The following is a 12234-nucleotide window of genomic DNA, read 5'->3' as shown; positions in this document are numbered from 1 at the left end:
CTAACTCAGCTTGACAGCGCAGGGCACTGCCTGCGCTGTCAACCAACGTGTGGCCGCATCCAGTTCGTTCTCGCAGCGGCCTTTTTCTTCGGGGTTATTCGTTAGCTCGAGCACCTGCTCCCCGGTGATTGCACGAGCTCTGTAGTAGTGAACTGTTTTGAGGCCCGTATCCAGCGCCAGTTCAGCTTTGGCGACCCAGGAGCCCCGCGCTGCCGGTGAGACCGGAACGCAGAAAAGTGATCTCGACTTTCCGCCTGCAAAAACGGCGGAGGCTAGAAAGAACACCACCGCCGTCTTTGTCAGGCTCCGAATCACTTCTTCCACTCCTCCATCATCTTGCGGAAGTCCTGGAAGAGATAATGCGAGTCGTGCGGCCCGGGGCTTGCTTCCGGGTGATACTGCACGCTGAACATCGGATCGGTCTTGTGCTTCAGGCCGGCAAGCGTATCGTCGTTCAGATTCACGTGAGTTACGGCAACGTCGGCGGGCAGACTTGCCGGGTCGACATTGAAGTTGTGATTCTGCGCGGTGATCTCGACCTTGCTGGTCTCTTTGTTCATGATCGGATGATTGCCGCCATGATGACCGAACTTCAGCTTGTAGGTCTTGCCGCCCAGCGCCAGACCGAAGATCTGGTGCCCAAGGCAGATACCGAACATCGGCGTCTTGCCCTTGAGCTTCTGCGCATTCTCGATGGCGTAGTTCAGCGGCTCCGGGTCTCCGGGGCCATTCGAGAAGAAGACACCGTCTGGATTCATCGCCAGCACCTCTTCCGCAGGTGTAGTCGCCGGAACCACCGTCACACGACAGCCTTCGCGCGTGAGCATACGCAGGATGTTCTGCTTGATGCCGAAGTCATACGCCACCACGTGCAGGAGCTCGCCTTTGGCATCGCGCGCCTGCGGCAGCAATGGATCGCCGGCCTGGTTGCGTGGATCGTCGGCATCAAACTCGTAGACAGACTTGGTCGTGACTACTGAAGCCAGATCCGTACCATCCATCTTTTTGATGGCACGTGCTTTGGCAATGAGCTTGTCCGGATCCGTCTCCAGCGTCGAGACAACGCCGCGCATGACACCGTTGGTGCGCAGATGGCGAACCACGGCGCGCGTATCGATATCGGAGATGACAGGTACGTTATAGCGTTCCAGGTATTCATCGGTGACCTGCGTGGAACGCCAGTTGGAACTGATAGGAGAAAACTCACGAACAACCAGGCCCTCAATGTAAGGACGCGACGCTTCTGCGTCGCTGGGCGTGGTGCCGTAGTTCCCGATTTGCGGGTTCGTCAAGACAACGATCTGCCCGGCATACGAGGGATCGGTAAAGATCTCCTGATATCCGGTCAGCGATGTATTGAAAACGACCTCTCCGTAGCATTCGGCCTTCGCGCCGAAGCCCTTGCCGCGAAAGATGCGCCCGTCTTCGAGCGCCAGGATGGCTTGCATCGCCTCTCCAAGGAGTGGATTCAATCGATTTTATCAGCTTTTCCCCCGCCTAAAAAGCATGGAGCCCGAAGATGCTCGGGACCCTGCATTTTCCAGAGGAAAACCGCTATTCCTGGTGAAACGACGTTCTAGCTGCGTTGCATTCACGCAAGATCAACAAGCAGATCGTCACCTTCCGTCTTTAGAGCGAGAGCTTCCACGCTTGCCCGCTCGGGCGGATGAGCTACGCCTGTCTTCAGGTCGAAGGCCCAGGCATGCCACGGGCACACGATCGCTCCACCTTCGACCCAGCCTTCCCCCAGAGGGCCACGCCGGTGCGGGCACCAGTTGTCCAGAGCGCGCAGTTCGCCGTCCAACCTCGCCAAGCAGACATCGACGCCATTGGCTGTCGTCACCTGCATCGCTTTGCCTTCCTCCGGCGCTTCCCTGATCGAACACAATCTGACCCACTGCGACATAAACAACCTCTCCACTCCATGCTAACGAACCGGGTTCCCTTCTGTTGTTTTCACACTGACAGGTGTACGCAAAGAGAGGTTAACTAACCACATGAGTAAATGGCTCGATGGCCTGCAACCGACCGCCGCTCTTCTGCTCCGTCTCACGCTGGGCATTGGCCTGATGTATTGGGGATGGGGCAAGGTGATTCCATCGCATGGAGCACCTGCGCTCTCTGCCATGAACCATCACGCAGCCTTTGTGCATTCGCTCGGCATGCCGTATTGGCTTGGCTATGTCTCAGCTATCACGGAGTTCGTCGGCGGGCTGTGCCTGATCCTTGGACTTCTCACTCGTTTCTGGGCGATTCTCGCTGCAATCAACATGGGCTTCGCGATTGGCCTGGTGACGATCCACAAAGGCTTTGCAGGCTCGCAGTACGCTCTCTCCTGCCTTGTGATTGCTCTGATGCTGGCTACGTATGGTCCCGGCGTTATGGCAACGGATCATCGCATCGGTCTGGACTAATTAGACTCAGACGTTCTGTGAGCAGAAGCGCTCTTCTCCATGACATATCACTGTGTCCTTAAGAAGTGAGGGCCCCCGATACTCTGGGAGCCCCAAATGGGAGGGAGTGATGGTGCGGATTATGGAAGCCTAGGTCGTAGTCGGTAACCCAGACTGTGTTGATTGACAACACTTCATCAGACGCTTGTGATCCGAAAAAGTTGTCTCACACACATGTGATATCCCAGTTAACGACTAAGACTCACAAAAAGTTTAAGAACTGTTGCGATTGCACGTTCGCATTTGGGAAAACGAGCTTCAGATCTTTCGCTCCCAGCGTTTTGTACGCTGCCTCACCCAGAACGCGACGGAAGTCCGTGGTCACCGCCAGATCACGGCCCTCATTCAACTGCTCGTTTTCAAGACCGGGCCATCTGCCATAGACCTTACCGCCCTTTACGTTTCCGCCGAGAACGAACATTACATTGCCGTGACCATGATCCGTGCCGCCTGTGCCATTCTGGCGCGCCGTGCGCCCGAATTCAGACATCGTAACCAGCGTGATGTTCTCGGTATCGTCGCCCATGTCCTTCCAGAAGGCAGCAATCGAATCAGAAAACTCTTTGAGACGATTCGCAAGGCGTCCATTCACATTCCCCTGATTCTGATGCGTGTCCCAATCACCGATATCCGCGAATGCTGCTTCGACGCCGAGATTTGCCTTCAGTAACTGTGCAATCTGCTTCATGCTGTTACCGAAGGGTGTATTTGGGTATGCTGCTCCATTTGCAGGCGTGTAGTGCGCCGGATCTGCCGACTTCAACATGCGAACAGCTTCGAAGGTCTCCTGCCCCGTGCCATGCAGTACAGCGTCGACACTGTCGGCGTACATCTGTTGAAACGCATTCGACATAGGAGATGGATTGGGACCGCGTCCACCGACGGAGAAGTCCTGCAGATTACTGATGGCGATTGCAGGCAGCTTGCCCTGCAGCGTACGCGGAACCTGACCGCCTAAAGCAACAGCACGGAAAGGAGATTCCTCACGCAGCTTCTCCTCCTGCAATGCCCGATTCAGCCAACCATCGGCCGTGGCCTTCAGGCCTGGCGTACCGCTCTCCATGAAGTCCTGAGCATCAAAGTGAGACCGTGTCATATCGGGCGATCCCGTTGCATGCACGATTGCGAGATGTCCCTGCTCATAAAGCGGCTTGAAGGACGCCATCGATGGATGCAGGCCGAAGAAGCCATCCAGATCCAGAATCTGTTCCGGCTTGATAGCAAGCGACGGACGCATCGTGTAGTAGTTCTTCTCGCGATATGGCACAACGATATTCAAACCATCCGCTGCGCCACGCTGGAAGAGCACGACGAGCTTCTTCTTGTTCGCCGACGCGGTTGTAACCTCTGCCATCACAGAACGCGTCAAAAAACTTGGGATCGTCGACGTACCGACCAGCGCCAATGCGCCACCCTTCACGAATCCACGCCTTGTTATCCGCATCGCCAGAACCTCTCTACGTTAGTTTTTGACCCGTATCCGGAGTATTTCTCTCGCCGGGCAGAAGATTCTTCCTATCTCCTCTGGAACTCAGGCGATCCAATCAGGAGACCAATCATATTCGCAGTTTGGTCATCCAGAATGGAGACTGTAGCTCCAGCACGGGAGCGGCGCGAAGGCACGCCCGCCGGCGCCATTCCGTTGTTCTGCGCCTCTTCCTCAGTAGCGGCAAGACTCTTTTCAGCCTGGGCCTGCAGCTCAGGATTGCGGAACTGAGCAAGGACTGTCTTACGCGTCCCCTCACCGGCCGCCCTCCCCAGGAGGGCCTTCTCCAGCGCCTGTTCCTTCGCCTCTTCTGATTGCTGCTCTCCCGATGGATCGCCGACAGCCACCCCCGGCAGGCTGTGCCCAAGCCGGATGCCAAAGTTCATACGGTTGACCAGGGCTGCGGTGTTCAACCATGTCTCCTGGTCCCACTTGTAACCCGTTGGCGGCTGCGCTCCGTAGAGCGGCATACCAAGCGAGTTCATGGCCTGAACCAAAGGCAGCGGATTACTTACCTCGGCGCCGGTTGCACGAACGGCGCTCACCAGGAACTCTTCCGGAGTTTTGAATTTGGCGCCTTCGTTCGATTTCGCCCAGAATTCAGGCGCATCGAACATCGTCTTCAGTACAGACTTGATCTCTCCATGGGAGCGAGTGAAGCTGGCTGCCATCTTCTCGACCAATCCTGGATCCGGATGGTCGCTGACAAAGCGCTCCGCGAGTTTCTGACTGATGAAGTGTGCGGTTGCCGGGCTGTTTGCCAGCATGTGCAGCACCTCGAGCCCCTCTTTCTCTCCATTCTCCTTGATGGTGACACCCATCACGGTCTTCGAGCCAGGCTCGTGCCGGCGTTCAAGAAAAGCAAAACTATTGGCGGATGCGATGCTCATACCGACCTGTTGCGCTGCCTGCTGCCCACGTCCCCGGCCGAAGACACCACTGCGGAGCTGTTTCGACCGGAAGCCCGGATCGAGCGTCCATCCAGTAAAAACCTTTGCTACTTCGGTGACGTCTTTCTGCGTATATCCGCCATTCACTCCCAGCGTGTGCAGTTCCATCAGCTCTCGCGCGTAGTTTTCATTCAGCCCACGCGGAGCGTTTTGTTGCGCCGCTGTCCGCTGAAAGCCTCCCTGGCTAGCCGCGACAGAGTTGGGGCCAGTGCTCTGGAAGTTGTCGAGATAGACCAGCATGGCAGGACTTCTAGCTACGGCTACCAGCAAGTCCTCGAAGTTCCCCAATGCGCGTGGACGAATCACATCGCGCTCATAGCTCGGAAGGTAGTACGGCTCCTGCGCGTTCTTGCGGACGTACACATTGAAGTGATTCATCCAGAAGTTCGTCATGACCTCTTCGACCTGATGGGTCGAGTAGATCTCACGGATGAGCCGTTGCTCCATCAGCTCTGCCCCGACAAGCCGCGGCGTTCCGCCAAGTGCCGCCAGTGTCTCCTTCTGCTCTGGCGTCATGCCCTCCACCAGTGAAGAAAGACGCTGCGGGCCGGCGATGCGGAGCGCCATCAGATCACTCGTGTTCATCGCGAGAATCTTCTGGAAGCGCTCCTGCGGCGAAAGAGCTACAAGCTCCTTCACCAGGCGCTGCGGCTGCCCAGGAGCAATGCCTGCAGCCTGCAGCCGTGCTTCCCGTTTGCTGGGATTGTCTTCGCCTGCAGCCATCTCGTTCTGCGGCTGCATCGCATCAGGACTCTGTCCCTTCTCTTGCGCTGCCGTCCGTAGTCTGTACTGCTCGATCTGGCTGCGGTAGATCGCCCGTTCGATGGGATCGCTGGGGAGAGATGCGCCGGTCCGATCCATGACGCGAATCATCTGCGGACTCGGAAAGCGCCGCATCAATTCCGCTGTAGACAGCTTCATGGCTGGATATTGGTCCAGCCGAATCAGCATTGCTGTGTCATCCAGTTTTTCCGGATGGAGTTGCTGGTCAAACCACCGATCCAGGCCGGTTTTTTCCACGGCTTCGATCTCGCCTGGACGAGGGCCGAAGGTAAACCGGCTCAGGGCATAACGTGCGCGGTCCTGCGCGGCGATAGTGCCCGCAGTTTTCGCTTTATTGGAAACCGATCTCTCCGCCAGCAAAGGCTGGCAGAGCAACACGCCACATAGTGCGGCGGAACAGAGTGTACGGAAGGCAGAGTCGGAGCGAAACATGGCAGCACCTGTGGGGGAAGAAACCCAATCTATCCCACAAGTTGCCGTTTGAAACGACTTTTTACCGAAATAACTAAGGCTCGCCTAAAACTCAACCAGATCTTTCATCGCGGCGTAAATCTTCTCCGGCTGGGGCAGGATGATGTCTTCCAGCACCGGCTGATAGGCGACAAAGGTATCCATTCCAGCCACACGGCGGACAGGCGCATCCAGATCGTGGAAGAGCTCGTCAGCGATGCGGGCTGCGATCTCTGCGCCGTAGCCCCAACTGATCATGTCCTCGTGAGCGACCAGGACGCGGTTGGTCTTCCGGACCGATTCGGCGATGGCCTCCCAGTCGTAGGGCGACAGGGAGCGCAGGTCGATTACCTCAACGCTGATTCCCTTCTCCCGCTCCAGCTTCTGTACGGCCTGGAGCGAACGCGGCACAACAGCGCCGTAGGTGACGACGGTAAGATGCTTGCCCGGCTTCACGATCTTCGCCTTGCCGAACGGAACCATGTAATCCGGCCCCGGATTGGAAGCGCGGCCATAGGCCTCGCGATAGAGCCGCTTATGCTCCAAAAAGAGCACGGGGTCATCGCAGCGGATGGCAGTGCGCAACAGGCCGTTGGCGTCGAGGGCGTTGGACGGCATCACCACGCGAACCCCGGGAGTATGGGTAAAGATGCTCTCACCCGACTGGGAATGATAGATCGAACCACCAGTCAGATATCCCCCGATCGGGCAGCGGATGACCATCGGCGCAGAGTAGGCGCCGTTCGAGCGCCAGCGCATCACGCTCAGCTCGTTGCGCATCTGGTGAACCGCCGGCCAGATGTAGTCGAAGAACTGGATCTCAACCACGGGCTTCAGGCCCCGGACCGCCATTCCAATCCCTCGACCGACAATATTGGCCTCGGCGAGCGGAGAGTTGAAGCAGCGGTCGCCACCAAACGCCTTTTGCAGGCCGTAAGTCAGCTTGAAGACTCCGCCCTTCCCCTTGAGTTCTCCGCTCCGCAGCCCGTCTTCGCGACTGGCATCGGCCACATCCTCGCCGAAGACGACAATGCGTTCGTCGTGCCGCATCTCGTCGTGCAGGCAGAGATTGATCAGGTCGGCCATGGTTCGTTCGGAAGCGTCGGTCTGCCGTGGCTCCGTGGCAAAGGCCGGAGATCTGGGATCCAGGTCTTCGGAGTACTGGTGGACCAGGATCGAATCTCCCGACGGCAGCGGAGCAGCCAGAGCGGCGTCCGCCGCACGCTGCACCTCTTCGTCGACGACCTTCTCCAGCGCAGCAACACCCTCCTGGTCCAGAATCCCCTCCTGGATCAGGAATGCCTGCATCTTCGAGATGGGATCGCGAAGAGCGTCGGCCTCGAGCTCCGCCGCGGTACGGTAGAGACGTTCGTCGTCCGAGAGTGAGTGGGAATATGGCCGAATCACATGGCCATGCACCAGCGCCGGCCCTTTGCCGCTGCGGCACCAGGCCACAGCCTCAGCCAAAGCACGATAGCTGGCAACAGCGTCGGTGCCATCGATCTCTGCAAAGAAGAAGTTCGGGAAGTTCGCTACCAGATGCGAGATATTTCCGCCCGGCGTATTGCATTCGACCGGCGTGGAGATGGCGTAGCCGTTGTCTTCCACCAGAAACAACACCGGAAGCTTGTTATTCGAAGCTGTATTCAGCGCCTCCCAGAACTCGCCCTGCGAGGTGGAACCTTCGCCGATCGAGGTATAAGCAACCTCGTCGTTATAAAAAACGACATCCTTAAACTGACGGTAGTCTCCGTCAACCTTTGCTGCCGCTTCCGGATGATTGCTGAAGTATCGCCCCGCCTCTGCTATGCCGACCGCGTGCAGGCACTGGGTCGCGGTTGCGGACGATGGGCTGACGATATGGAGCTTTTTGCTGGTCCAGTGGGAGGGCATCTGCCGTCCCCCACTTTGGGGATCGGTTGCAGCGCCGACCGCCTGCAGGAGCTGATCCTCCGCGGTCTGCCCCAGCACCAGGCTGATGGCACGGTCGCGGTAGTACGGCACAAACCAATCGTAGCCGGGCTTCAGGGCAAAACCGGCCGCGACCTGCAGGGCCTCATGGCCGGCGCAGGAGATCTGGAAGAAGATTTTCTGTTGTCGTTTCAGCAGAATTTCGCGGTCGTCAATGCGCCGCGACAGATACATATACCGGTAGAACTCGACGAGTTGCTCGGCGCTCAGGCCACCGTAATCGGCGGCCTGCTTCGGGGTCGTAGCTGCTGCGGCGTTGCGAGGCATCGTATTCTGCTTCTCGATTGTAACCCTTTGCCCCTATTGCAAATCCTACGATTGCCGATGACTCCCCCTGAGGGTCGATACGCCGTTTTCGAAGGACTTTGATGCGCCGCGGACTCCTGTTTACGATCATGTATCTCTTTGCTTGCCTGCTCGCGGTGTCCTAGTCGCCAACTTGGGAGCGCTGTTACCCCTTCATCCGCTCCTTGACCGACTTAGCCAGCTTCTCGATCTCCTCAGCCTTCTTGATGACGGTGATCGACATGGTGTCTTTGCTGGACTTGTCTACCTCTTCCTTCAACTGATTGGCCAGCGTCAGCAGCTTCTGCGTGTCTTCCACCAGCCGTTTCTGCCGGTCTTCGTTACGCATCTTGGCCCGCTGATTCTCCATGGTCGCGTCGAAGGTGCCTGGGCGGTCATCCGGCGCTCCCATCGTGACATCCGGTATCGTCGTCGGTGGCCCAGGCCGGGCTCCGCGCGAGCCACCGGTATTGCCGCCCTGCTGGGCCACTGCGGCCGTCATAAGCAGACTGAGAAGCAGAATACGCGTGACTTTCATGGGAACCCCCTTCGAAACCGCCGTGATGAAATAGAAGCTTATGATGCACCTTTCGATCTTCGCCCCGCAAGAAGTTCGTACCCTGCAGATAGGACGCAACTGGCATGAGCAGGCAAGTGATTTCGTCCATCACGATCTGCCGAAGGTCGCGTTCATTTTGATCTTCGGCTTCATCCTGCAGCGCATCACCCTCTTCTTTGTTAGACGTATGCGGCGCATGGCTGACCGGCAGGTGGGCAACTCGCAACGCGCCTCGCAGTTGCGCACCATGTCCTCCGTACTGAGGACTACGGCGTACACCGCCATAGGCTTCTACGTGCTGCTGCAGATTTTGCCGATCTTCGATATCGACCTGAAGCCGCTGCTGGCGTCTGTCGGAGTCGTCGGACTCGGCATCTCTTTCGGCGCGCAGTCGATCTTCAAAGACATGCTGAACGGAATCTTCATCCTGATGGAAGACCAGTTCAATGTCGGCGATTCAGTTAAGATGGCTGGGCTTACCGGAACAGTCGAAGATATGAGCTTGCGCTGCACCATCCTGCGTGACGGCGACGGAACCCAAAACATCATTCCCAACTCACAGATCACGACGGTCCAGAACCTGTCGCGCGACTACTCCGTCGCTTCGCTGCACGTAAGCGTCGATGCCAGCGAAAATCCCGACAGAGTCGTGGAATTGCTGGGCCAACTGGCAATGGAAGTCCGCAAAGACACCGCCTTCGCCCAGGTGACGATTGAAGATCCGAAGGTCCTGGGAGTGGACAAGATTAACGGCAATGAGGTCATGTACCTGGTAAATACCAAGGTGCGGGCCAACCAGAAGGATGGCGTGCTGCGCGAGTTGCGGCGGCGAATTCTACTTGGCTTCGAGAAGAACCAGATCCGGCTCGGTATTCCTTCCAGCACCGTCATCATCAACGCGCAGGACCCCACGCTTCCCTCGGCGCCGACGACAGTGTTACCGGGAGGCGGGCAGTAGCGATCGGTTCAAAAGCTCCAGAAGGCTCTCCGGATCAGTAACAGGCGGATGGCATGTTTTAGCCGCACAGACAATCGCGACGCTCTTCCCGGACTCGATGCCGGGCAGGTTGGGAATCGTCTCTGCCAGAGTCTCCGGGAGCGCGGAAAGCTGCGCGTACGAGAGGCGGATGACGCTCTTGGAAACGGAGTAACGGGTCAGCGCCGCAGCCTCCAGCATTTTCGCGGCGTCATCGTCTCCCAGGATTACTACCTGCGCAGCCGGCTGGACCAGGCGCTGAAGAGCCAAGCCATAGCTGGCGGCATAGAGGCCGAAGTGCTCCACAATACCGCCGAAGGTCTCCAACGTATCAAAGGCCATATCCCGGTACTCCTGTTTCCCGGAGAGCTCTTCGAGCCGCACCAGCAACGAAGCCACGGTTGGGTTTGCCGCCGGGGCCGGAGCATCCTGCAACGGCTTCCGCTGGGCTGAAAGCGCCCCGAGCGCCGGTTCGTCAGTGAGTGGTGTATCAAAGAACCCAAGCCCCGTCACGTCCCAGAAGTTCGCGACGACATACTCCGCGAGGCTTTTTGCTCCAAGGTAATACTTCAGGTTTCCGCTGCATTCCCATGCATCCAGGCAGGATGTCGCCAGAAAGGCGTAGTCGTCCAGGGTCGAGGGAACAGGCTTCGGCGCGGATGTGCCGTCAGCATAGGCGACCACATGTGACAGTCCCACTCCGGGATTCCAAGCCTCTGCCAGAATACGATCCAGTGATTTCAGCGCGAAGGCAGTCACCGCCGGAATCGCCAGCGCCCTGCCGGCCGCAATGTAGGCCGAGATCATCATGCCGTTCCAGCCGGTATAGATTGTCCGGTCAATATAAGGCGTTGGGCGCTGCAACCGGGCTGCATATAACTTCTGCTTTGCGGAACGCAGGAGCGATGTTGCCTGCTCCAGCGGCACTCCCGCCCGTTGCGCCACTTGGCCCAACAGATGCTTTACATGGAGCACGTTTTTCGCCGGGTTGTGGTGCATATCGCCCACATCGCCAATGTCGTAGAACGGAGCTGCGACCTTCAGCTCTTCGGCGGTGAGGACAGAGCGGGCTTCGTCCAGCGTCCAGGTAAAGTAGTCGCCGTCGTCATCCAGGTTGATATCGGCATCCTGGGAGGCGTAGAAACCACCACGTTCGCGGTCAGAGAGCCAGGTATCGACCCACACGATGGTCTCGCGCGCAACACGGGCAGCATCAGGTTCCGCAAAACTCTGGAAGGCATGGGCGTAGTTCGCCAGCAGGCCGGCGTTATCGTAGAGCATTTTCTCGAAGTGCGGAACGATCCACTGCTCATCGACCGAATAACGATGGAAGCCGCCGGCGAGATGGTCATAGATCCCGCCTCTTGACATGGCGCTAAGCGTACCGAGCGCCGATGCGGCGATTTTCTCGTCGGCGCCAGGACGAAGCGCGCTGTCCAGTAGTAGATCGATCGCGGTCGAATGCGGAAACTTTGGCTGGGACCCAAAGCCGCCGTAGCGCTGGTCGTACATGTCTGTAATGGCGGAGGTGAGCTTGGCAGTCAGCTCCGGTGTAATGCGAGAGGACCGCCCGGAGAAGGTCTCATTGTGCTCAATCGCCGCCATGACCGAAGCGGCCGAGTCGTCTACCTCATCGCGCTTCTGCTGGAAGGCGGAGGCCATGGTGAGGAGAACGTGCTGAAATCCAGGCCTGCCGAACTGATCCTGCGGAGGAAAGTAGGTGCCGCCAAAGAAGGGCCTGCCATCGGGTGTAAGGAAGGCGGTTAATGGCCAGCCTCCCTGCCCGCTGATCGCAGAGATAGCCGCCTGGTAGCGGGCATCCACATCGGGACGCTCATCCCGGTCGACCTTGATGGCGATGTAGTGCTCATTGATGACCGCGGCAGTCTGATCGTTCTCATACGACTCACGATCCATTACATGGCACCAGTGGCACCATACCGCGCCGATGTCGAGAAGGATCGGCTTGTTTTGTTCCACAGCGAGCGCAAAGGCTGCGGGGCTCCACTCATGCCACCGAACCGGCTGGTTGATGGCGGAACGAAGATAAGCGGAGGAGGCAGCGGCGAGGGCGTTTGGCTCGTGAGACATCGATTCTAGGATAGTTGGTTTGCGAAATCCTTGTTCCGCTTTGCAAGTCTTTCGGCGTGGTGAAAGTGACACGAGTGTGACAACCATTGCAACGATCGGGCGTACGCTTCCATGCAACTGGGAACGCTTACGAATCCTGTTGGGGATTGATTACGGAGATTCGTGGAGCGCTCTTTGGATGTTGAACCCTCTGCGGGCCGCCTCGCGCCGGGGCGGCCCTCTCTTATTTA

The 12234-nt window shown here is 58.1% G+C and carries 10 protein-coding genes; 2 read left to right on the top strand and 8 right to left on the bottom strand.

Annotated features, from left to right (window positions below; all coding sequences use genetic code 11):
• From FTW19_RS14720 to FTW19_RS14710, 3 genes are all read right to left on the bottom strand, one after another.
• Nucleotides 1-315, bottom strand: coding sequence for a hypothetical protein (locus tag FTW19_RS14720; RefSeq protein ID WP_147648334.1), 315 nt, complete (start codon nt 313-315; stop codon nt 1-3).
• Nucleotides 312-1448, bottom strand: a complete 1137-nt coding sequence (gene carA, locus FTW19_RS14715) for a glutamine-hydrolyzing carbamoyl-phosphate synthase small subunit (RefSeq protein ID WP_147648333.1) — start codon at nt 1446-1448, stop codon at nt 312-314. The genes FTW19_RS14720 and carA overlap by 4 nt, the downstream gene beginning before the upstream one ends.
• 143 nt (nt 1449-1591) lie before the next feature.
• Nucleotides 1592-1906 (bottom strand): Rieske (2Fe-2S) protein, encoded by a 315-nt coding sequence (locus tag FTW19_RS14710; protein ID WP_147648332.1) that lies wholly within the window; start codon nt 1904-1906, stop codon nt 1592-1594.
• Nucleotides 1907-1997: 91 nt separating this feature from the next.
• Between FTW19_RS14710 and FTW19_RS14705 the strand changes: the two genes are divergently transcribed.
• Nucleotides 1998-2414, top strand: coding sequence for a DoxX family protein (locus FTW19_RS14705; RefSeq protein WP_147648331.1), 417 nt, complete (start codon nt 1998-2000; stop codon nt 2412-2414).
• A gap of 241 nt (nt 2415-2655) precedes the next feature.
• On the opposite strand, the gene FTW19_RS14700 is transcribed toward FTW19_RS14705, so the two are convergent.
• From FTW19_RS14700 to FTW19_RS14685, 4 genes are all read right to left on the bottom strand, one after another.
• Nucleotides 2656-3897 (bottom strand): DUF1501 domain-containing protein, encoded by a 1242-nt coding sequence (locus FTW19_RS14700; RefSeq protein WP_147648330.1) that lies wholly within the window; start codon nt 3895-3897, stop codon nt 2656-2658.
• A gap of 71 nt (nt 3898-3968) precedes the next feature.
• Nucleotides 3969-6104: a DUF1800 domain-containing protein gene (locus FTW19_RS14695; protein WP_147648329.1), complete on the bottom strand. Its 2136-nt coding sequence runs from the start codon at nt 6102-6104 to the stop codon at nt 3969-3971.
• An 84-nt stretch (nt 6105-6188) separates the two neighbouring features.
• Nucleotides 6189-8360: an alpha-ketoacid dehydrogenase subunit alpha/beta gene (locus tag FTW19_RS14690; RefSeq protein WP_147648328.1), complete on the bottom strand. Its 2172-nt coding sequence runs from the start codon at nt 8358-8360 to the stop codon at nt 6189-6191.
• A 184-nt stretch (nt 8361-8544) separates the two neighbouring features.
• Nucleotides 8545-8916 carry a hypothetical protein gene (locus tag FTW19_RS14685; RefSeq protein ID WP_147648327.1) on the bottom strand — a complete coding sequence of 124 codons (372 nt, stop codon included), beginning with the start codon at nt 8914-8916 and terminating at the stop codon, nt 8545-8547.
• A 40-nt stretch (nt 8917-8956) separates the two neighbouring features.
• Here FTW19_RS14685 and FTW19_RS14680 point away from each other — a divergent pair, with 40 nt between their 5' ends.
• On the top strand, nt 8957-9895 hold the full coding sequence (locus FTW19_RS14680; protein ID WP_246153316.1) for a mechanosensitive ion channel family protein: 939 nt from the start codon (nt 8957-8959) through the stop codon (nt 9893-9895).
• On the opposite strand, the gene FTW19_RS14675 is transcribed toward FTW19_RS14680, so the two are convergent.
• Nucleotides 9875-12004: a thioredoxin domain-containing protein gene (locus FTW19_RS14675; protein WP_147648326.1), complete on the bottom strand. Its 2130-nt coding sequence runs from the start codon at nt 12002-12004 to the stop codon at nt 9875-9877. The two genes, FTW19_RS14680 and FTW19_RS14675, sit on opposite strands and share 21 nt — an antisense overlap.
• Between the last annotated feature and the right edge of the window lie 230 nt (nt 12005-12234).

The sequence above is a fragment of the Terriglobus albidus genome (assembly GCF_008000815.1).
Classification (GTDB): Bacteria; Acidobacteriota; Terriglobia; order Terriglobales; family Acidobacteriaceae; genus Terriglobus; species Terriglobus albidus_A.
The sequence above is the reverse complement of the archived record's forward strand: the minus strand, read 5'-3'. Positions and strand labels throughout refer to the sequence as shown.